Below are 19,281 nucleotides of genomic sequence, written 5' to 3'. Positions count from 1 at the left end.
TCCGCGGTCATCGGCGCGCGCCGGGGCGCCGGAGGCCGCCGCGTCCTCACCGCACCCGGTAGCGCTCGGCGTCGGCCTCCCGGAACGTCAGCCCGTGCCCCATCGCGTCCCCGCGGGGCCGCACCTCCCCGCCCTCCGGCTCCAGCACGCCGTCGAAGAACAGCGACTCGACCCGCACGTGGTCGTGGAACCACTCCAGGTGCCGCAGGTTCGGCGTCGCCGCGCCCACCACCGCGTGCAGGTGCGGCGCGCAGTGCCCCGACACCTCCAGCCCGCGGGCCGCCGCGACCGCCGCGACCCGCTGCCACTCGCTGATCCCGCCGCACCGCGACGCGTCCGCCTGGAGGCAGTCCACGACCTCGCACATCCGCTGGAAGTACGCCAGGTCGTACCCGTGCTCCCCGGCCGTCACGTCCGCGTCCACCGCGTCCCGCACGACCCGCAGCCCCTCCAGGTCGTCCGACGACACCGGCTCCTCGAACCATCCGACGTCCAGATCCCACGCCGCGCGCGCCACCCGGACGGCCTGCTTGCGCGAGTAGGCGCCGTTCGCGTCCATGTACAGGTCGACCTCGTCCCCGGCGACCTCCCGCACCAGCCGCATGCGCTCCAGGTCCCGGTCGACGGCCGTCCCCCAGCCCTCCCCGACCCTGATCTTCACGCGGGGGATGCCGAGCGCGCCGACCCACTCCTCGACCTGCGCGACGAGCCGCCGGTCGTCATCGGTCGTGAACCCGCCGCTGCCGTACACCGGGACGCTCTCGCGCACCCCGCCGAGCAGCCGGTGCAGCGGCACCTCCAGCAGCCGCGCCTTCAGGTCCCACAGCGCCACGTCCACCGCCGAGATCGCGCACCCGGCGATGCCCTGCCGCGCGTCGTCGCGCATCGCGCGCACCATCGCCTGCCACGCGCCCGCCACGTCCAGCGCGGGCAGCCCGCGCACCACGTCCGCGAGCTTCGTGGCCACGACCGCCGCGCAGGCGGACCCCCCGTAGGCCCAGCCGAGGCCGACCGTCCCCTCGGCCTCGGCCCGCACGACCACCACGTCCGTGGCGTCCCACTCCAGCGTCCCGTCCCCCTCGGGCCGGTCGGTCGGCACGGTGTACGCCGCCGCCTGAACCGACCCCACCAGCGGGTCACCGGCAGCGCTCACTTCTTCCCCCGGTGCGGCAGGAACTCCTGGGCCTTGGTCCGGATGCCCTCCCGGAGCACGCCCCAGCGGTCCTCGTCGCCCTTCAGCAACGCCTGCGCCGCGCCCTTCACCTGGTCGAACGTCGCATGCGGTGGGATCGGCGGGACGTCCGGATCGCAGTGCACGTCCAGCAGCACCGGCCGGTCGGCGGCCAGCGCCCGGTCCCAGGCGGGCCCCACCTGGTCCGGCTTGTCCACCACGATCCCCTCCAGTCCGATCGCCGAGGCGAACGCCGCGTAGTCCATGTCCGGCAGCGTCTGCGACTGCGGGAACTTCGGCGCCCCCTGCATCGCCCGCATCTCCCAGGTGACCTGGTTGAGGTCGTTGTTGTGCAGGACCGCCACCACGAACCGCGGGTCCTCCCACTCCTGCCAGTGGCGCCGGACGGTGAGCAGCTCGGCCAGCCCGTTCATCTGCATGGCCCCGTCGCCCTCGAACACGATCACCGGCCGGTCCGGCAGCCCGGCCTTCGCGCCGATCCCGTACGGGATGCCCGGCCCCATCGTCGCCAGCGTGCCCGACAGCGACCCCCGCGTGTCGGCGCGGAACCTGAGGTTGCGCGCGTACCAGTTCGCGGCCGACCCCGAGTCGGCCGTGACGATCGCCCGTTCGGGCAGCCGGGCCGACAGCTCGTGGAACAGCAGCATCGGGTTGACCGGGTCGGCATCCACCAGGGCCTCCCGGCGCATGGTCTCCCACCACCGTTCGACGTTGGACTCGACGGTCTCCCGCCACTCCCGGTCGGTCTTGCGTTCCAGCAGCGGGATCAGCGCCCGCAGCGTCGCCGCCGCGTCCCCGACGAGGTTGACCTCGTAGGGGTACCGCATCCCGATCATCGTCGGGTCGATGTCGACCTGCACGCCCCGCGCCTGGTCGAGTTCGGGCAGGAACTGCGTGTACGGGAAGCTCGACCCGACCGTCAGCAGCGTGTCGCAGTCGCGCATCAGCTCGTAGCTCGGCCGGGTGCCCAGCAGCCCGATCGACCCGGTCACCCACGGCAGGTCGTCGGGCAGCGCGTCCTTGCCGAGCAGCGCCTTGGCGACGCCCGCGCCCAGCAGGTCCGCGACCCGCTCCACCTCGGCCCGCGCGCCGCGCGCCCCCGTCCCCACCAGCATCGCGACGCGCCGCCCGGCGTTGAGGACCTCCGCCGCCCGCCGCACCGCCTCCCCGTCCGGCGCGATCCGCGGCCGCTCCGTCCCCGGCCTCGACGAGGGCACCATCTTGAACGCGTGGCCGGGCGGGCTGTACTCCAGCTCCTGCACGTCCGCCGGGATGATCACGGCGGTGGGGGCCCGCCGCGCGACCGCGATCCGGATCGCGCGGTCCAGGACGTTCGGCAGCTGCTCGGGAACGGTCACCATCTGCACGTATTCACTGGCGACGTCCTTGAACAGCGACAGCAGGTCCACCTCCTGCTGGTAGGAGCCGCCCATCGCGCTGCGGTCGGTCTGGCCCACGATCGCGACGACCGGGACGTGGTCGAGCTTGGCGTCGTAGAGGCCGTTCAGCAGGTGGATCGCCCCGGGCCCGGACGTCGCCGCGCACACGCCCACCCTCCCGGTGAACTTGGCGTACCCGACGGCCTCGAACGCGCTCATCTCCTCGTGCCGCGCCTGCACGAACCGCGGCCGGTCCCCGGCCCTGCCCCAGGCGGCGAGGAGACCGTTGATCCCGTCCCCCGGGTAGCCGAATACCGTCTCGACCCCCCACTCGCGCAACCGTTCCAGCAGGTGGTCGGCGACCGTGGCGCTCATCGTCAACACCCCTTTCCGTGTTCGTCGCATGCGCGCTGCGTGTCCGGCGGTGCCCGTCCACCCCGCCTACCCACCAGCTCCGGGACCATTCAGCCCCGCGAACACCGAAAGGGGACCGCGATCGACGGCACGAGCCGCGGTCCGCCGACGGCGCTGATCATCCTGCCCGTCGTCGCGCCCCCACCACCCATCCGGCGGCCGCCGCGAGACCGCCCGCCGTCAACGCCCACCGGTGCCGCGACGCCCACCACTGGACGCTGCGCGGGTGCGCCCTCTCGTCGAACCGCCCGTGCGCCCCGAAGTCCGGGCCGCCCTCGCCGTCCACGGGCCGCCACAGGTTCACCGGCTGGCCGGGGTCGGCGGGCTCGTCGCCCTGCTGCGACCCGTAGCCGGTCCGGGCCAGGTACCGGTCCAGCAGCGCGGGCGCGAGCCGCTGCCCCACCAGCGTCGCCACCGTGCTCCCGCCGACCCAGTACTCCCGCCGTCGGGGGTGCTCGGCCGCGTACACCAGCGCCCCGGCGGCGACCTCCGGCTGGTAGATCGGCGACACCGGCCGCGCCCGCCGCGGCATGCGCGCCTTGCCCCACGTGAACTGCGGCGTGTTCACCGCGGGAAGCTGGACCATGGTCGTCCGGACGCCGCTCCCCCGGTGCAGCAGCTCGACCCGCACCGACTCGTGGAATCCCTGGATCGCGTGCTTGGCCCCGCAGTAGGCCGACTGCAACGGGATCCCCCGCTTGGCCAGCGCCGACCCCGTCTGCACGATGACGCCCCGGTCCCGCTCCGCCATCAGCTCCAGCGCGACCCGCGTCCCGTGCACGAACCCGAGGTAGGTCACCTCGGTGACCCGCCGGAACTCCTCCGGCTCGATGTCCATGAACTCCCCGAACACGGTGCTGAACGCGGTGTTCACCCACACGTCGACGGGCCCGAGCTCCCGTTCGATCCGCGCCCCGGCCTCCCGCAGGGCCGCGAAGTCGGCCACGTCCACCGGCACCGCCAGCGCCCGGCCCCCGGCCGCCGCGACGTCCTCGGCGGCGGCCTTCAGCCCGGCCTCCCCGCGGGCCAGCAGCCCGACCCGGTACCCGCGCCGCGCGAACTCCCGCGCCGCGGCCCGTCCGATCCCGCCGCTGGCCCCGGTCACCACCACGACCCTGCCGTCCGCCATCACGGTCCCTCCTCCAGCGGTGCGGTGGTGGTGTTGCCGCTGACCGCCGGGGAAAACCTCCGGCCCGCGGGTCAGACCTCCAGCAGCGTCTTGCCCACCGTCGCCCGCGACTCGATGGCCGCGTGCGCGTCGGCGGCCCGCTCCAGGGGGAACCGCTGCCCGACCAGCGGCCGCACCCGGCCCCGCGCGGCGTCGGCGAGGACCCGTTCGGTCGCCTCCCGCATCAGTTCGGGCGTGGCCGCGGGCTGGACCAGCTCGACGCCGCGCTCCGCGGCCCGCTCCTCGGAGATCCCGGCCCACTCCCCGCTGGCCAGCCCGTAGCTGACCATCCGCCCGGCCGGCCGCAGCGTCCCGAACGCCGCCCGCCCGATCTCGCCGCCGACCCCGTCGAACACCACGTCCACGTCCCCGGCCTCGTCGGCCCACCCCGGCCGCCGGTAGTCCACGACGACGTCGGCCCCCAGCTCCCGGGCGACCCCGGCCTTGCGCTCCCCGCCGACGGCCGCGACCACGACGGCCCCGGCGTTCCTGGCGATCTGCACCAGCAACGACCCGACACCCCCGGCCGCCGCCTCGACCAGGACGCGTTCGCCCTCCTTGACCCCGAGGCCGTCGAACAGCCACGTCGCGGTCCGCCCGTCCGCCAGCACCGCCACGGCCGTGTCGAGCGCCAGCCCCTCCGGCACCTCGAACAGCCCCGCGGCGTCCACCGCGACCCGCTCGGCGTACCCGCCGGACCCGCCGGTCCCGGTCACGACCCGCCGCCCGACCAGCCCCGGATCGACGCCCTCGCCCACCGCGGCGACGACGCCCCCGACACCGTTCCCCGGGATCAACGGAGGCTCCCCCTTGAACGGCCCCGGCTTCCCGGACCGGAACTGCGTCTCCACGAACGTGATGTTCGCGAACGCCACGTCCACCAGCACCTGCCCGGGCCCGGCCTCGGGCTCCGGCGTCTCCCTGGCGACCAGCACCTCGGGCCCGCCGAACTTCGTCAACCACACCGCACGCATGCCACGCCCTCTTCTCATTGATCGGCAACGCGACCAGCATGCAACCTCAACCGTTCTTAAGGTCAACCGCGTCCCCCGGCGGCGGCTAACGTGATCGCCCATGACCGTCGCGCGTTCCCTGCTGCTGTTCGCCCTGGCCGCGCTCGCCGAGATCGGCGGCGCCTGGCTGGTCTGGCAGGGCGTCCGCGAGCACCGGGGCGCCGGGTGGATCGGCGCCGGGATCCTCGCCCTCGGCCTCTACGGCTTCGTCGCCACCCTCCAGCCCGACGCGCACTTCGGCCGCATCCTGGCCGCCTACGGCGGGGTGTTCGTGGCGGGCTCCCTGGCGTGGGGCATGGCGCTGGACGGCTACCGCCCCGACCGCTGGGACCTCGTCGGCACGGCGTTCTGCCTCGTCGGAGTCGCGGTCATCATGTACGCCCCACGTTCATAACGCCAGCAACCAGCAACGACACCGCACCTGCCCGCGTTCCGTCCCCAGCCCTGGCAAACCGCCGACACCACCCGTCCCCTGCCAGACGGAACCTTTCCGCAACGAATCTCTTTTCCCGCATCATCCACCTCTGTAAGCTTTCGCGCGTACTCCGCCACGCTGTCGGCCGAACGAGTCAGGGATGGCAATGCGCGCCCGGTCGGTACACCCCCCACACCCCGCGCCCCGCCCTGCCACGACGAGGACACTCCGCGCGACGGCCCTCCTCCTGACCGGCGCCCTCCTGGCGACGACGGCCGCCTGCGGCGGGACCGACGCGAACCCGGGCACGTTCCGCCCCCGCGACGCCGCCGACCACGGAGCCCCCGCCACCCCGGCCGGCACCGCCAACCCGGCCGCCGACCCGTCACACCCGTCCGCACTGCCCACGGCCCAGGTCGACCAGGCCGTTCTGACCCGGTACCGCGAGTACCAGCAGGCCTACAAACGCGTCTACGAACGCAATGACCCCACCGAACTGTCCACGGTGGCGACGGACCCACTCCTGACCCACGTCACCAAGGACGTCGAACGCATGAAGGCCCAGGGCCAGATCTGGCGCTTCACGAACATCTCGAACGCCAAGATCTACGCCCGAGCCAAGGACGGCCTGACGGTCTACGTAGTCGACTGCATGCGCACCCTGGCCGCGTACCGCTTCAACGCCAGGACCGGCCAGCGAGTGGAGGGCGGCCCCGGCGAGGCTCACCTCCACCGAACGGCCGTCCGCTACGACAACGGCACCTGGAAAGTCTCCGACACCATCCGGGACAAGAAATGCTGACCCCCACCGCGCCGCACACCCCCACCCCCACTACGACCTCCCGACCCCCAGCACGACGCCACCTCACCCGAACCGCCCTGCCGGTGACCATGGGCTTGGTGGCAACTCTTCTCGCCGCCATCCCCGCCGACGCCGCTCCCTGCCGCAAACTCCCCGGCGGAAAATTCGATTGCAGCGTCGGGAGTGGTGGCGGTTCCGGCGGTGGAGGCGGCAGCGGAAACGGAAACAACGGCGGAGGAGGGGGCGAGATCCCGACCCTCCCGACGGACGATCAAGGCCTGGGCCTCGGCGGAGGTGACGGTGACCAACCGCCCCCCGAGCCGGACACCGGCATGCTGGCCGAGTGGGCCCGCACATTGACCGCCCTTCCCAGGCCGGTTGTACACACGTCCCCCGACAAGAAGACCTATGTCCGGGTGAGAACGGGGCTCTGGGTCGACAATTTCGTCACGGTGCGTTCCGAACCGGTCAGAGCGGGCACCCAGGTCGTGCAGGCCACGGCGACCCCGAAGTCAGTCGTGTGGGAACTCGGCGAAACATCACTCAAGTGCGATGACGGAGGCAGCAAGGACGGCAGGTCGTGCGGCTACACGTACAAGCGCTCTTCCGCCGGCCAGCCCGGTGGCGCCTATCAGATCACCGCGAAGATCATATGGGAAGTCACTTGGACCTGCGATGGCGCCGGATGCGAATCCGCCACGGGCACGCTCGAAGACCTGTCGATGGACTCGGCGGTGACCCCGCTCGTCGTGGACGAAATTCAGGCCAATACCCGGCAATGACCTCCCTCGCAAGTGGGCCGACTGGCCGGAAGCTGGCTCTCGCGCTGCTCACCTCCGCCCTGGCTCTCACCGGATGCAGCGGCAAGGATGAGAAGAAGCCGTCCCGGCCTCAAGCCACCTCCGCCGTACCCGCGCCCACGCCCGCTCCACAGCCGAGTTACTCGGCAGAACAGGTGGAGCAGCGTTTGCTCTCACCGAAGGAGATCGGCCCGAAAGTCCGCGAGATTCGGGCCGTGGCTGATGTGACCAAAGACGGCCGGGCCCCCATGTGCTCCCTGTCAGGAGCGAAGCTCCCTGGATCACCAAAGACGGTCACTCGCCAGTTCAACAACGCGACAAGAGGAAAAGGCGAGATCGCTTACGTCCAAACGATTGCCCTCTACGGGAGTCCAGACGAAGCGAAGAAGGCCTACGCCGCTCTACAGGACAAGGCCAAATCCTGCCCACCCAAGCGGAACGTCGCCGCCAAGAGGATACGGGAGAACTTCACTCTCTTCTCCCACAAAGACACCTGGAAGTTCGATACCGACAGCGTCGGGAACTGGATGCACGCCAGAGGGACCGAAAGGCAACAGTATCCGTCGACCACAAGCAAGTACAACATCCTTCACTTGATGTACGACTATGCTTCGTACGGCAATCTGCTCGTATCTTCGATCTATTATGAGCGAACAGAGCCCAAGGAATCCGGCGACCCCACCAGCAGACGCGCGACCGAAGTACTGAAGAAGCAGCTTCAGAAGCTCGGATGAGGCGGGCAGAGTGGCGCCTCCCTGGCTACGCCGAACTCAAGGAGTTGGGCGCAGGCGGCCAAGGCCAGGTGATGCTGGCCCGCCACGAAGGCACTGGACAACACGTCGCGATCAAGTACCTGTCACCCGCGCTGATGGGCGATCCCCGGGTACTCGACGCGTTCCGAAACGAAGCCGCGTTGCTGGAACGTGTGTCCAATCCACACGTGGCTCGCCTACTGGGCTACTTCACCACATCCGCCGGCGCGGCGATCGTGATGGAGGCGGTCCCCGGCCGTTCACTGCGCAGGGTGTTGGACGATCACGGTGCCCCTCTCACTCCCGAAGCCTCGTTGAGCATCCTCAAAGGCTCCCTGCTCGGCCTTGCAGCGGCGCACGCCGTCGGCATCATCCATCGCGACTACAAACCGGGCAACGTGCTGGTCCAGGACGACGGACAGAGCAAGTTGATCGACTTTGGCATCGCCGTTCTCAGCGGCCAGGGCGGAGTGGTCGGCACCCCCGCCTACATGGCTCCCGAACAGTGGACGGGTCATCCGGCGACGCCGGCTACCGACGTTTACGCGGCCACATGTGTCTTCGTTGAGTGCGTCACCGGGCAGAAGCCCTACCAGAGCATCACTCTCGAAGGACTGCGCGAGCAACACACGACCGCTCCTGTCCCACTCGACCGCATCCCTGAGCAACTGCGTCTTCTCGTGGCGTGCGGGATGGCCAAAGACCCCGGCGAACGACTCTGGGACGCGAACGACTTCGTCGCGAAGCTGGAAGCGATCGCAGTTCGAACCTACGGCCCCGAATGGGAACGGCGCGGTCTTATCGTCCTCGGTGCGATCGCAGCCGCGCTGGGCACTGCCGCGCCTGCGGTGATGCTCGGCGCTTCTGTCCTCACTCCGGGATCGTCCGCAGTCGGTTCGGGAGCGGCGTCGACAGGCCAGGGGGTGGCCGCCCTTGAAGGCGGAAAGGCAGGAGCAGCCGCAGGCAAAGGTGTTCTGGCCAAGGTCGGCGGAGCCAAGGGGGCCGTTGGGGTCGCAGGCGCGGGAACGGCCGCCGTAGTCGCGATCGCGCTGCTCCTGCCGTCCTCTCCGGAAGTCGGTGGCGAAGCCCGCAGTTCGGTCCGGGCGTCGTTCACTCAACCCGGTGTACTCCTCGGCCAGCCCAACATGCCCGCTTCCGAGACGCCCTACATCCACCTCGACATCGCGGTCACACCTGCTCGCGTTCGTGCCGGGATCAAGGTCCAGATGACGATCAGGTTCCAGGCCAAGACACTCCAGGGAGTGAAGTACCTACCGGGCGGCTCACGTCAGTGCTTCGGAGAGAAGCACAACCGGCCAGACGCCAATGGGGGCTACAACTACTACATCGGCGGAGCGAAGGGCCCCAGCGGCTCCAAAGACCAGGGACAGGCCGCTTTCTACCCTGCTCCGAAAAAGAGCACCGCGCTCCCGCCGTCCGACAAGAACCTCGTTGTGACCACGACGAGGAAGGTGACCGGAGAAGCACAGCCCTACAACAGGGAGGTGTGCGGCTTCCTGAGCCGGTGGACCGACTACCGCACCTTCACCGTCCCAAGCTCTCGAAGTCTCCGGCCCGGCCGGTACTTGCTCTCCCCCTATCACCCACCTCGCTTCACTCTGGTCGAGCGAGACGGCAAGGCGATCTCACCTGAATCCGTAGGAGCCGCCCTGCAAGGGGCGCTGCCCACCGTCACCGTCCTCGAGTGACGTGAGCTCCTCGCGGTCAGCCACACCGGCCACGGCGACAGCCCCTGATCGCCCCCTGGGCTGACCCGCCGGGCGTCCGGCGCTCGTCGTGGTGTGCCGCCCTGAGTCCGTCGCCGGTGAAGCCTGGCAGCAGGGCCCTGCCGGACCCGGACATCCCTGGTGCCACGGAGTCCATCGGCTCTCCGTCGCCGCCCGCGTGGCCGCTTGCGCAGAAGCGCGTTCGGATGAGGGGGCCGCAGGGTGAGGACCGACGGGCCTGGCGCGTCTGCACTGGCCCTTCCCGCGCGCATCCCTCCGTCCGGACAACGGGTGTTGTTAGTCGGGGTTCTGGTGGGCGGTGGCTATTCGGTGGTGGATTTCCTGGTCGTGTAGGGCGGCTGGGCCGCCTGGTTCGTCGGTGGGGGGCTGGGTCGCCGCGCGGGCGGGGTCGATCAGGCGGCGCAGGCCGATGCGCATCATCCGCTGGTCGATGGTCGCGATGCCGGACAGTCCCAGGAGCGTCACGCCCTGGTCGAGGGCCGCGAGCAGGGCGCCCACCTCGGCGGCGGCCAGGGGCTCGTCGTCCACGCGTGCCTCGGCGGCGATGCGCGTGTAGAGGTCCAGGAGCACCTGGACGCGGCCGGCCAGTGCCTCGCTGAGCCGGTCGTCGCGGGCGGCGACCGCGATGAACTCCAGCGTGGCCAGGGCGATGCCGCGGATCACCTCGGTGACCCCGGTGTCGGTGCCGGTGGTCACCGGGTCGAAGGGGTCCCAGGTCCGCTGGCCGACGTAGTGGAGGTTGGCGTCCATCACCGCGAGGAAGAGCTCGGCCTTGCCGGCGAAGTTCGAGTAGACGGCGCCCCGGGTGTACCCGGCGATGCGCGCGATCTCGCCGAGGCTGGCCCCGTGGTAGCCGTCGCGGGCGAACACGTCGCGGGCGGCGACGACGAGCGCGGCGCGCGTCTGCTGCTGGCGTTCGCCGCGCGAGGGCGGTCCGGCCGGGTGATCGTCCACGACCCGATTCTAAGGGGCACATGCGGCCGGTATTGGGATACAGGTTGTTTCTGGATGCATGTAGTATCCGGATACAGGTTGTATTTCAGGAGGTGCGGATGACTGCTGTGCTGGAGGTCAGCCGGCTCACGCGGCGGTTCGGCGCCGTCGTCGCGAACGACGAGGTGTCACTGCGCGTGCGGTCCGGGGAGGTGGTCGGCCTGCTGGGTCACAACGGCGCGGGCAAGACCACGCTCGTCTCGCAGGTGGTCGGGCTGCTGCGTCCCGACGCCGGGCGCATCACCGTCGCCGGGGTCGACGCGGTGGCGCGTCCGGCCGCGGCCCGCCGCATGGTGGCGTTGCAGCCGCAGGCCCATGTGCCGATCGACGGGCTCACCCCGACGGCGGCCATCAGGGTGGCCGCCCGGCTGCGCGGGCTGGACGCGGCGCGGGCCCGCGAGGCGGCGCGGCGGCTGGTGGCGGACCTCGACATCGAGGCGTGGGCGGAACGGCGCGCGCTGCCCGAGGGGCGTGGCCTGTCCGGAGGCGTGCGGCGGCTCGTCGGGTTCGCGATGGCCGTCGTGGGCGGCGCGCCGCTGGTGATCCTCGACGAGCCGAGCAACGACGTCGACGCCGTGCGCCGCCGGGCGCTGTGGGCGGCGGTGCGCCGGGTCGCCGACCAGGGTTCGGGCGTCCTGCTGGTGACCCACAACGTGGTGGAGGCGGAACGGGTAGTCGACGAGCTGGTCGTGCTCGACACCGGGCGGGTGGTGGCGGCCGGCACGCCGGCCCGGTTGCGCGGTGACGACGGCCTGCGCCTGGAGCTGCACCTCGCGCCGGACGGCCCGGATCCGTCCGATGCGGTGCCCGTCCCGGTGCGGCGCCGCGTCCGTTCGGGTCGGCGCGTCCTGCTCACCATCCCCCCGGACGCCGCGGCGGCCGCGGTCTCCTGGGCGGCGATGCACCGGGAGCGGGGAGGTCTCGACGGGTACGCGCTCGCCCCGGCCACGCTGGAGGACGCCTACCTCGCCGCGACCGCGGGCCCGAGGCCCGAGGTCGATGAGGTGGTCGGCGGTGTCTGACCCCTCCCTCGGCCCGTGGGCGGCCTACCGGACGCTGCTGTCGTGGCAGCTGGCGCAGATCGGCGGGCTGCTGCCGCTCATCGTGGTGGTGCAGGCGCTGCTGGCGGTCGGCATCGTCATCGGCTTCGGCCTGCTCATCCCCTCCATCGATCCCCCGACGGCGATGTTCCTGGCGACGGGGGCGCCGACCGTGCTGCTGCTGACCGTCGGCCTGGCCATCGTGCCGCAGGGGGTGGCGCGGGCGAGGCTCGACGGCACCTTCACCTACATGCGCGCGCTGCCGGTGGCGCGCCCGCTGCTCTTCCTCGCCGACCTGACGGTGTGGGTCGTGGTCTGCGTGCCCGCGGTGGGGGTCGCGGTGCTCGTGGGGTGGCTGCGCTACGACCTGGAGCTGTCGTTCCGCTGGCCGCTGCTGGTCGGCGCCGCGCTGCTGGTGACGGTCACCGCCACGGCCGTCGGGTACGCGGTCGCCGTGGTGCTCCGGCCCGTGCTGGCCCAGCTGGTCAGCCAGGTGCTGGTGTTCTTCGTCCTGCTCTTCTCGCCGGTCACCTTCCCGGCGGCCCAGCTGCCCGACTGGTTCCGCGCGCTGCACGACGTGCTGCCCGTGCGGCCGGGGGCGGACCTGCTGCGGGCCGGGCTGGCGTCCGAGGTCTACCAGGCCGGTGGCCGCGATCTCGTCGTGCTGCTCTGCTGGTGCGCGGTCGGCGTGGCGATCAGCCTGCGGGCGCTGGTGCGGCGCGAGTGAGGGGCGGTCCGGTCAGGGGAGGCGCCAGGGACTGACGCCGACCTTGGTGGTGGTGCCGAGGTCCACGGCCATGCCGTCCACCCGCACGGCGGGCATCCCCGGTTTCGGGACCACGGTCACCGAGGGCGCGGTGACGGCGGGCCGCGTGCCGTCGGTGACGAGGTTCCGCCACAGGAGGCTCGCCGTGGCCGTGCCGCCGGGCCTCACGGTGAGCGCGGTGGGCGGCTTGTCGAACGCCTCCACGGTCGACACGCCGCCCGACCCCTTCCGGACCGTCGCGGGCACCGGCTTCCCGGCGGCGTCCAGCAGGGTGACGCGCGGGTGGCCGTTCAGGGTGATCGGAACGTTGCCGCAGTTGACGAGGTCGATGTTGAGGGTGCGCAGGCCCATCGCGGCGTCGCCCGTCCCCTTGCGGACCTCCACGCCCGACGGCGGGCAGGTGGGCTGCGGCCGGGTCTCCGGGACCGGCGGCCGGGCGGAGCCGGTGCCGCCGTCCTCGCAGGCGGCCGCCAACGGCAGCAGAACGACGAGTGCCGCCAACGCCCCGCGCATCGCTCTCCCCCGAAATCCCCCGGCAGAACGCCGAACGTACCACCGACCCGCAGGAAGCGGGACGCTGCCGTTCCGATCATGACATGGCGCGTGGATCCCGACATCGAGAAGCCGGCTGCACGGCCTGCCAGAGACCCCGTCTTCCCGGGCTCTCGGCGTGGGCGGTGACGTCGAGACGATGCGGCGGCCCGTCGTCCTCTACCTGTGGCTGCACGAGGCTCGCGCCTATGTCGTGCGGCGCGTCCGAGGGGCGGGAGGCTGATCGCCGCGGGGCGTGGGCGCGGTCCGGTCGGCGGTTCCCGGTGCGAGTGATCAGACCGGGCGCAGCGGGTAGGTCGGGTGGACCGGGAGGTGGTCGCTCAGGCCCGTCACCTTCAGCAGCGCGTCCAGCCTCGGCGGCGGGGCGGCCAGCTTCAGGCGGCCCGGCAGGTGCGCGCTCCGGTTCGCGGCGACCGCCAGGGCGTTCAGGCCGCTGGCGTCGATGAACGTCAGCCCGCCCACGTCCACGATGATCCCGGCGGGGGCGGCGGCGATGGCGCCGTGCAGGGCCGTGCGCAGGGCCGGGGCGGTGTCCAGGTCCACCTCGCCGGTCACCGTCAGGACGAGGTGCTCATGCCACGGACGGTCGGTCACGTCGAATGACGTCATGGTCGTCCCCTTCGGGGTTCGTGCGGGGGGAGGCACCCGGGCGCAGGTCGTGCGGCGGGTGGTCGTTCCGGGGCCCGATGCCCTTCCGCACCCCGCGTGCCGACGCGGAGGATGCCGCCGAGAGCCGGGCGGCGAGACGAGTCGCCGACGTCACCGATGACAGGTTGACGTCACAGTGACGATTTTAGGCGTTAGGTGCGTTTCTGTCAGCGTGTCGGCAGGACACACCTACCTGACCCCCGTTGACACGACGCATCGCCCGTCGTGCGGCCGAACCCGCAGGACGTGGGGCCGGGGCGTACGCGCCCGGTGCGGGGGAACCGGGCGCGGGTTCCCGGAGATCTGGCCGGTGGCGCGCGTCACGGGCCGGGCCGTCGCGCGCCCCGAGGTGGTGGCGGTGCTATCCCCGCGCGTGGTCGGGGTGGGGGCCGAGCAGGTCCCAGCGGTTGCCCGCGATGTCCAGGAACACCGCCAGGCGCCCGTAGGGCTCCTCGCGGGGCTCGGTGACGAACGTGACGCCGTGCTCCCGCATGCGGGCGTAGGACTTGTCGAAGTCGTCCACGCGCAGGAAGAAGCCGACGCGGCCCGCCGCCTGGTCGCCGACCGCGGCCCGCTGGCGCTCGCCGTCGGCCTTGGCGAGCAGCAGCCCGGTGCCGCCGCCCGGGGGCCGGACCACGACCCAGCGCTTCGGGCGGCCGTCGTTGGTGAGGGAGGGGACGTCCTCGGCGAGCTCGAAGCCGAGGACCTCCGTGAAGAACGCGATGGCGGGGTCGTAGTCCGCCACGACGATCGTCACAAGATCGATGTGCATCGCGCGAGCGTAGCGGCACGCGGGCGGGGAGCGGGAAACGCCGCGTTGACAGCGCTGGTGGAATGGGGCGCATGGTCTCCGCGCGCGTCTGGCTCGATGTCCCCTACTCGCAGAAGGACGCGGCGAAGGCGGCCGGGGCGCGGTGGGATCCGGCCGCGCGCCGGTGGTACGCGCCGCGCGCCGGGATGGCGGGGCTGGAGCCGTGGCTGCCGCTGCCGGAGGTGCCCGGGCTGCTGCCGGGCGAGGACCGGTCGTTCGGGTCCGGGCTGTTCGTGGACCTGGTCCCGGCGAGCTGCTGGTTCACGAACGTGCGGTCCTGCGTGGACGAGCGCGACTGGGAACGCCTCCGCCGGATGATCACCGGGCGGGCGGGGCGGCGCTGCGAGATCTGCGGTCGCGGCGAGGACCGCGCCACCCGCCGCCGGCTGGAGGCGCACGAGCGGTGGGCCTACGACCCGGCGGCGCGGGTGCAGGCGCTGCGGCGGCTGGTGTGCGTGTGCAGCGACTGCCATCTGGCCACGCACCTGGGGTTCGCCGAGGTCAGCGGCCGGGGCGGGGAGGCGTTCGCGCACCTGTGCGAGTTGACGGGGCTGTCGGAGGCGGACGCGCGGCTGCACGTGGAGGCGGCGTTCGAGCTGTGGAGTCGGCGGTCGGCGGTCGTGTGGGAGCTGGACCTGAGCATGCTCACCGACGCGGGCGTCCGGCTGCGTCCCCCGCCGGACGCCGGGGAGCGGGCCCGCGAGGCGCGCCGTCACCTCGGCTGACGCGGGGGCCGCGTCACGGGGCCGCCTGCGACCGGGGGGACGTGAACGCCTTCCAACCGCCCGCCGGGGCCGCGCCGACGCCCAGCGTGCGCAGCTTCGCCAGCACCGCCGGGTCCTGGGCGTCCAGCCACTCCACCAGTTGCTTGAACGACACCAGCCTCACGTCCGACCTGGCCGCCATCCGCTCCAGGGCGTCGGCGACGGCGTTCATGTAGATGCCGTTGTTCCACTGCTCGAAGTGGTTGCCGATGAACAGCGGGGCGCGGTTGCCGTTGTAGGCACGGGCGAAGCCCGCCATGTAGGCGTTGGTGGCCTCGCGCTGGTAGCGGGCCTGGAGGGCGGGGTTCGCCCGCACGTTGCCGGGCTGGTTGGCCATGATGTTGTAGTCCATCGACAGCACCCCGAACCGTTTGCCCGGGTACGGCAGGGACTGCAACGGCAGGTTCCATACGCCGCGCGTCTTTCCCGGCCACACCTGGAGGCCGCCCGGCGAGCTGGCGTCGTACTTCCAGCCGAGCTTGGCGGCGGCGCGCAGCAGGTTGGGCCGGCCCTCCAGGCACGGGGTCCGGCCGCCGGCCAGCTCCCGGTCGTAGTCGAACGACAGGTCCGGCAGGTCGGTGAAGCCGGTGTTGGCCTTCCAGTTCCGCACGAACGAGCCCGCCTGGGCGATCTCGCTGCGCCAGTCCGCGACCGTCCAGGACCCGACGCCGCCGGGGCCGCAGAAGTGGCCGTTGAAGTGGGTGCCGATCTCGTGGCCGTCACGGTGGGCGCGGTCGACCAGCCGGATCGTGGCGCGGACGCCGTTGTCGGACAGGAACGGGATCGCCGAGGAGCCGGGCGCGCGGTGCGGCGGCCTGTACAGCGTCCGCTTGGACTCGGGCAGCATGTACAGGCCGCTCAGGAAGAACGTCATCGTCGCCCGGTGCTTGCGGGCCAGCTCCAGGAAGCGCGGGAACTGCCGGTCGTCGCCCGCCCCGGCCCCGTCCCAGGAGAACACCACGAACTGCGGCGGTTTCTCGCCGGGCTGGAGCCTGCGCGGCCCGGGGTCGCCGGCCGGGCCGCGTCCGGCGGTGGTCCCGGTCCCGGTGGTGCGGCCGTCGGCGGTCTGGCAGGCGGTCAGCGCGGCGGCGGCCAGCGCCGCCGTCGCGAGCGCGGCGAAGGGCTTGGTTCTCATGCTCGTCCCCCTGTGCGGGTCCGGGCCTCGGCACGCGCTGGGGGCGGGGGTGGGAGGGGCGTGGAGGGCCGGGAGGTCGGTTCGCTCGCCGGTGGCGGCTGGAGGCCGCGGGACCGGAGAGCCGCCCGGGGCCGCCGGGCGGAGGCTCCTTGGCACTCTCGGGGCGGCACGCTCGCGGGCGATGGGCGCCAGCCAGGATAACCGCGGTCCGGACAGGCTTTGACCGGACCGGTCGAGCCGGGTGTCAGGAGGCGGCGTTGGCGTGCCAGTCGATGTGGTGGTGGTACATCCAGGCCATCTTCGCCATCGCGTCGGGGCCGTCGGCCCTGCGGAGGATGACCGGCAGGGCCAGGTCGCGCAGCGTCCGCCCGACGGCCCCCTGCTTCTTGGTGTTGTTCATCCGCGCGCCCCACTTCACGATCCGCTCGACGCGGGGGCGGCGCAGGGCCTCGTAGCGTTCCAGGGCGGCCGGGACGGTGGGCAGGTCGCGCAGGCACCGCGCGAGGACCACCGCGTCCTCGGCCGCCAGCGAGGCGCCCTGGCCGGAGGCGGGCGAGACCGCGTGGGCCGCGTCGCCGATCACCACCATGGAACCGTCGTGCCAGGTCGGGACGGTCGGCAGGTCGTACAGGTTGGTCATGCCGACCTCGCCGGCGGTGGCCGCGACGATCCGCGCGCCGGGCGCGCGGTCGGGGGCCAGCCGCGCGGCGAGCCCGTCCCTGATCTCCCGGCCGGTGAGGCGGCGCAGCTCCTCGCGGGACGGCTCGTGCCGCGCGGGCGGGTTGGCGAACCACCAGACCTGCCCGTCGGGGGCGATGGTGTAGCCGAAGAAGCAGTCGCGGCCCCAGATCATCACGTAGTCCCCGGGTGCGGCGTCGAGGTCGAGGCCGGCCGCGGGGGCGAAGCCGCCGGTGTTGCCGAGGCCGCTGTAGCGGGGGCGGGGGGCGGCGGCGTCGATGAGGCCGCGGGTGACCGAGTGCACGCCGTCCGCCCCGACCAGGACGGCGCCGTCGGCGGTGGCGCCGTCGGCGAACCGGGCCCGGACTCCGCCGCCGGGCAGCCTCTCCGCGCCGGTGAGGCGCTTGCCGTGGTGGACGGGGATGCCGCGCTTGACCACCAGGTCGTACAGGCCGCCGTACAGGTCGGAGCGGCGCAGGGTGTGGGTGACGGTGCCGTCGTCCAGCACCGGCCCGATCTCCATCGAGCCCAGGTGCTTGCCGGTGCCGCTCTGGAACCGGATCCGGCCGGTCGGGAAGCCCGCGTCCAGCGCCACGTGGTGGGCGTCCACGGCGCGCAGCGCGTCCAGGCCGTTGACCGCCACGGTCAGGAACACGCCGTGGTCGAGCCCGGCGCTGTGGTCGTAGGCCTCGAACAGCTCGGGCTCCAGCCCCGCCCGCTGGGCGGCCAGCGCGGCGACGGTGCCGGCGACCCCGCCGCCGATGATCAGAACGCGCATCGGGAAACCTCCCGGTGAAAAGTACTTCGTTCGGACGAACGAAACATATGGGGACCGCACGCCCCCGTCAAGCGTTTCGTTCGCTCGAACTAAATAGATAGGCTGGCCGCATGACCGATCGGGAAGAGCTGATCGCGCGGCTGATGACCGCCGGCCGGGAGCTGAGCGCCGCCGCGGTGATGTTCCACACCGCGCTGGCCGCCCGCCAGGGCCTCACCGCGACCGAGGAGAAGGCGCTGGACCTGCTGGAACGCTTCGGCCCGCTGACCGCCCGCCAGCTGGCGGCCCACGCGGGCCTCGCGCCCGCGTCGGTGACCGGGCTGGTCGACCGGCTGGAGCGCAAGGGCTTCGCGCGGCGCACGCCCAACCCGGCCGACAAGCGCAGCGTGCTCGTCGAGGGCGTCCCCGACCGGATGGCCGATCTCGCCCCGCTCTTCGACCACTACGTGGCGTCGCTGAACGAGCTGGTCACCCGGTACAGCGACGCCGAACTGGCCGCGATCGTGGACTTCCTCACCGAGGCCGCCGCCCGCCAGCGCGACGCCACGCGCCTGCTCCAGAACGGCGCCCCCGACGCCCCGGAACGCTGACGGTCAGCGTCCGGCGAACTCGTCGTCGTACTCGTCGGGGTAGGGCAGGCGCTGGCCCGCCTGCATGCCGCCGGAGGCGCGGCCCTCCGGCTCCTCCCAGGGCTCCTGGCGGCCGAGCGCGGTCAGGTCCAGGTGGTAGTAGGAGCCGCCGACCGCCTCGGTGCCCCGCGCGTAGGCCGAGTACGTGTGGTACACGGTGTCGCCGTCGCGCAGGAAGCAGCTCGCGCCGTGCAGCTCCATGGGCTGGTCGGTGAACCAGTCCTGGCCCGCCGCGGCGAACTCCTCCCGGGTCCGGTAGTTGTACTCGATCGGCGCGACCGACTCGTCCAGCGTCACGTGGAAGTCGACGTTGAAGTCGCCGCCGAACGAGGAGTACCAGGGGAACGGCCAGCCCATCTCCTCCCGGAACGGCTCGATCCTGCCGAACGGGGCGCGGGAGACCACCGCGTAGGTGGTGGCCCGCTCGTGCAGGTGCCGCAGGAGCCCGACGGAGACCTCGGCGAGCGTGGACGAGCAGCTACGGCAGGCGCGTTCCCACTCCGGATCCCACATGGCGTGGTAGACGTACAGCTGCCTGCGGCCCTCGAACAGGTCGAGCAGCGTCGCCTTGCCGCGCGGCCCCTCGAAGACGTACTCCTTGTCGATCCTCACCATGGGGAGGCGGCGGCGCTCGGCGTTGAGCGCGTCGCGGGCCCGGGTGAACTCCTTCTCCTTGGCGAGGAGCTCCTTGCGCGCCCGGACCCACTCCTCCCGGGAAACGATGTCGGGCAGGGACATGGGACCTCCAGACGTCGGAACGCTCTCCGGATGGAGACCGGAACGCGCGCCCGAACTCATCGGCAC

20 protein-coding genes are annotated in these 19,281 nt (G+C 72.3%); 9 read left to right on the top strand and 11 right to left on the bottom strand.

Features of this window, described 5'->3' with window-relative positions; all coding sequences use genetic code 11:
* Nucleotides 1-46: 46 nt before the first annotated feature.
* The 4 genes from HNR61_RS01270 to HNR61_RS01255 all read right to left on the bottom strand — a co-directional run bounded on the left by HNR61_RS01270 (nucleotide 47) and on the right by HNR61_RS01255 (nucleotide 5,127).
* A complete protein-coding gene (locus HNR61_RS01270; RefSeq protein ID WP_182841266.1) occupies nucleotides 47-1,153 on the bottom strand; it encodes an enolase C-terminal domain-like protein in 1,107 nt (368 codons plus the stop codon).
* Complete coding sequence (locus HNR61_RS01265; RefSeq protein ID WP_182841265.1) at nucleotides 1,150-2,946, bottom strand: thiamine pyrophosphate-requiring protein; 1,797 nt, start codon at nucleotides 2,944-2,946, stop codon at nucleotides 1,150-1,152. Before HNR61_RS01265 ends, HNR61_RS01270 begins: the two co-directional genes overlap by 4 nt.
* A 157-nt stretch (nucleotides 2,947-3,103) precedes the next feature.
* The gene (locus tag HNR61_RS01260; protein WP_182841264.1) at nucleotides 3,104-4,114 is read right to left on the bottom strand and encodes an SDR family oxidoreductase; all 1,011 of its coding nucleotides are present in this window, start codon (nucleotides 4,112-4,114) and stop codon (nucleotides 3,104-3,106) included.
* Nucleotides 4,115-4,185: 71 nt separating this feature from the next.
* Nucleotides 4,186-5,127 (bottom strand): zinc-binding dehydrogenase, encoded by a 942-nt coding sequence (locus HNR61_RS01255; RefSeq protein ID WP_182841263.1) that lies wholly within the window; start codon nucleotides 5,125-5,127, stop codon nucleotides 4,186-4,188.
* 100 nt (nucleotides 5,128-5,227) lie between these two features.
* Here HNR61_RS01255 and HNR61_RS01250 point away from each other — a divergent pair, with 100 nt between their 5' ends.
* The 5 genes from HNR61_RS01250 to HNR61_RS01230 all read left to right on the top strand — a co-directional run bounded on the left by HNR61_RS01250 (nucleotide 5,228) and on the right by HNR61_RS01230 (nucleotide 9,644).
* Nucleotides 5,228-5,560: a YnfA family protein gene (locus tag HNR61_RS01250; RefSeq protein ID WP_182841262.1), complete on the top strand. Its 333-nt coding sequence runs from the start codon at nucleotides 5,228-5,230 to the stop codon at nucleotides 5,558-5,560.
* 181 nt (nucleotides 5,561-5,741) lie between these two features.
* Nucleotides 5,742-6,383 carry a hypothetical protein gene (locus HNR61_RS01245; protein ID WP_182841261.1) on the top strand — a complete coding sequence of 214 codons (642 nt, stop codon included), beginning with the start codon at nucleotides 5,742-5,744 and terminating at the stop codon, nucleotides 6,381-6,383.
* A gap of 98 nt (nucleotides 6,384-6,481) precedes the next feature.
* Entirely contained in the window at nucleotides 6,482-7,165 is a 684-nt protein-coding gene (locus tag HNR61_RS01240; protein ID WP_182841260.1) for a hypothetical protein, read from the top strand.
* A 185-nt stretch (nucleotides 7,166-7,350) separates the two neighbouring features.
* On the top strand, nucleotides 7,351-7,917 hold the full coding sequence (locus HNR61_RS01235; protein WP_182841259.1) for a sensor domain-containing protein: 567 nt from the start codon (nucleotides 7,351-7,353) through the stop codon (nucleotides 7,915-7,917).
* A complete protein-coding gene (locus HNR61_RS01230; RefSeq protein ID WP_182841258.1) occupies nucleotides 7,914-9,644 on the top strand; it encodes a serine/threonine-protein kinase in 1,731 nt (576 codons plus the stop codon). The genes HNR61_RS01235 and HNR61_RS01230 overlap by 4 nt, the downstream gene beginning before the upstream one ends.
* 315 nt (nucleotides 9,645-9,959) lie before the next feature.
* Here the strand turns inward: HNR61_RS01230 and HNR61_RS01225 are convergent, their stop codons facing one another.
* Nucleotides 9,960-10,637, bottom strand: coding sequence for a TetR/AcrR family transcriptional regulator (locus tag HNR61_RS01225; RefSeq protein WP_182841257.1), 678 nt, complete (start codon nucleotides 10,635-10,637; stop codon nucleotides 9,960-9,962).
* Between the two features lie 98 nt (nucleotides 10,638-10,735).
* Here HNR61_RS01225 and HNR61_RS01220 point away from each other — a divergent pair, with 98 nt between their 5' ends.
* A complete protein-coding gene (locus tag HNR61_RS01220; protein ID WP_182841256.1) occupies nucleotides 10,736-11,698 on the top strand; it encodes an ABC transporter ATP-binding protein in 963 nt (320 codons plus the stop codon).
* Nucleotides 11,691-12,443 carry an ABC transporter permease gene (locus HNR61_RS01215; protein WP_312897706.1) on the top strand — a complete coding sequence of 251 codons (753 nt, stop codon included), beginning with the start codon at nucleotides 11,691-11,693 and terminating at the stop codon, nucleotides 12,441-12,443. Before HNR61_RS01220 ends, HNR61_RS01215 begins: the two co-directional genes overlap by 8 nt.
* A 12-nt stretch (nucleotides 12,444-12,455) precedes the next feature.
* Here the strand turns inward: HNR61_RS01215 and HNR61_RS01210 are convergent, their stop codons facing one another.
* From HNR61_RS01210 to HNR61_RS01200, 3 genes are all read right to left on the bottom strand, one after another.
* Nucleotides 12,456-12,995 (bottom strand): DUF4232 domain-containing protein, encoded by a 540-nt coding sequence (locus tag HNR61_RS01210; protein ID WP_182841254.1) that lies wholly within the window; start codon nucleotides 12,993-12,995, stop codon nucleotides 12,456-12,458.
* 312 nt (nucleotides 12,996-13,307) lie between these two features.
* Nucleotides 13,308-13,643, bottom strand: coding sequence for an STAS domain-containing protein (locus HNR61_RS01205; protein WP_182841253.1), 336 nt, complete (start codon nucleotides 13,641-13,643; stop codon nucleotides 13,308-13,310).
* A gap of 400 nt (nucleotides 13,644-14,043) precedes the next feature.
* Entirely contained in the window at nucleotides 14,044-14,454 is a 411-nt protein-coding gene (locus HNR61_RS01200; protein ID WP_182841252.1) for a VOC family protein, read from the bottom strand.
* A gap of 71 nt (nucleotides 14,455-14,525) precedes the next feature.
* Here HNR61_RS01200 and HNR61_RS01195 point away from each other — a divergent pair, with 71 nt between their 5' ends.
* A complete protein-coding gene (locus HNR61_RS01195) occupies nucleotides 14,526-15,218 on the top strand; it encodes a DUF5710 domain-containing protein (RefSeq protein WP_182841251.1) in 693 nt (230 codons plus the stop codon).
* A gap of 13 nt (nucleotides 15,219-15,231) precedes the next feature.
* On the opposite strand, the gene HNR61_RS01190 is transcribed toward HNR61_RS01195, so the two are convergent.
* Both HNR61_RS01190 and HNR61_RS01185 read right to left on the bottom strand, forming a co-directional pair.
* Nucleotides 15,232-16,392 carry a polysaccharide deacetylase family protein gene (locus HNR61_RS01190; RefSeq protein ID WP_182841250.1) on the bottom strand — a complete coding sequence of 387 codons (1,161 nt, stop codon included), beginning with the start codon at nucleotides 16,390-16,392 and terminating at the stop codon, nucleotides 15,232-15,234.
* 244 nt (nucleotides 16,393-16,636) lie between these two features.
* Complete coding sequence (locus tag HNR61_RS01185; protein WP_182841249.1) at nucleotides 16,637-17,848, bottom strand: FAD-dependent oxidoreductase; 1,212 nt, start codon at nucleotides 17,846-17,848, stop codon at nucleotides 16,637-16,639.
* 110 nt (nucleotides 17,849-17,958) lie between these two features.
* On the opposite strand from HNR61_RS01185, the gene HNR61_RS01180 reads away from it, so the two are divergent.
* Nucleotides 17,959-18,438 carry a MarR family winged helix-turn-helix transcriptional regulator gene (locus HNR61_RS01180; RefSeq protein WP_182841248.1) on the top strand — a complete coding sequence of 160 codons (480 nt, stop codon included), beginning with the start codon at nucleotides 17,959-17,961 and terminating at the stop codon, nucleotides 18,436-18,438.
* Nucleotides 18,439-18,441: 3 nt separating this feature from the next.
* Here HNR61_RS01180 and HNR61_RS01175 read toward each other — a convergent pair whose 3' ends face one another.
* Nucleotides 18,442-19,215, bottom strand: coding sequence for a DUF899 domain-containing protein (locus HNR61_RS01175; RefSeq protein WP_182841247.1), 774 nt, complete (start codon nucleotides 19,213-19,215; stop codon nucleotides 18,442-18,444).
* Between the last annotated feature and the right edge of the window lie 66 nt (nucleotides 19,216-19,281).

Origin of the sequence: Actinomadura kijaniata, from assembly GCF_014138665.1 — a bacterium.
Lineage (GTDB): Bacteria > Actinomycetota > Actinomycetes > Streptosporangiales > Streptosporangiaceae > Spirillospora > Spirillospora kijaniata.
This window is presented reverse-complemented; position numbering and strand designations above follow the sequence as displayed.

Excerpts from the sequence above, each read along its gene's own strand:
- HNR61_RS01180 (WP_182841248.1), top strand. The coding sequence starts at position 17,959 with ATGACCGATCGGGAAGAGCTGATCGCGCGGCTGATGACCGCCGGCCGG.
- HNR61_RS01205 (WP_182841253.1), bottom strand. The coding sequence starts at position 13,643 with ATGACGTCATTCGACGTGACCGACCGTCCGTGGCATGAGCACCTCGTC.
- HNR61_RS01220 (WP_182841256.1), top strand. The coding sequence starts at position 10,736 with ATGACTGCTGTGCTGGAGGTCAGCCGGCTCACGCGGCGGTTCGGCGCC.
- HNR61_RS01230 (WP_182841258.1), top strand. The coding sequence starts at position 7,914 with ATGAGGCGGGCAGAGTGGCGCCTCCCTGGCTACGCCGAACTCAAGGAG.
- HNR61_RS01260 (WP_182841264.1), bottom strand. The coding sequence starts at position 4,114 with ATGGCGGACGGCAGGGTCGTGGTGGTGACCGGGGCCAGCGGCGGGATC.
- HNR61_RS01175 (WP_182841247.1), bottom strand. The coding sequence starts at position 19,215 with ATGTCCCTGCCCGACATCGTTTCCCGGGAGGAGTGGGTCCGGGCGCGC.
- HNR61_RS01255 (WP_182841263.1), bottom strand. The coding sequence starts at position 5,127 with ATGCGTGCGGTGTGGTTGACGAAGTTCGGCGGGCCCGAGGTGCTGGTC.
- HNR61_RS01210 (WP_182841254.1), bottom strand. The coding sequence starts at position 12,995 with ATGCGCGGGGCGTTGGCGGCACTCGTCGTTCTGCTGCCGTTGGCGGCC.
- HNR61_RS01200 (WP_182841252.1), bottom strand. The coding sequence starts at position 14,454 with ATGCACATCGATCTTGTGACGATCGTCGTGGCGGACTACGACCCCGCC.
- HNR61_RS01195 (WP_182841251.1), top strand. The coding sequence starts at position 14,526 with ATGGTCTCCGCGCGCGTCTGGCTCGATGTCCCCTACTCGCAGAAGGAC.
- HNR61_RS01185 (WP_182841249.1), bottom strand. The coding sequence starts at position 17,848 with ATGCGCGTTCTGATCATCGGCGGCGGGGTCGCCGGCACCGTCGCCGCG.
- HNR61_RS01250 (WP_182841262.1), top strand. The coding sequence starts at position 5,228 with ATGACCGTCGCGCGTTCCCTGCTGCTGTTCGCCCTGGCCGCGCTCGCC.
- HNR61_RS01190 (WP_182841250.1), bottom strand. The coding sequence starts at position 16,392 with ATGAGAACCAAGCCCTTCGCCGCGCTCGCGACGGCGGCGCTGGCCGCC.
- HNR61_RS01265 (WP_182841265.1), bottom strand. The coding sequence starts at position 2,946 with ATGAGCGCCACGGTCGCCGACCACCTGCTGGAACGGTTGCGCGAGTGG.
- HNR61_RS01245 (WP_182841261.1), top strand. The coding sequence starts at position 5,742 with ATGGCAATGCGCGCCCGGTCGGTACACCCCCCACACCCCGCGCCCCGC.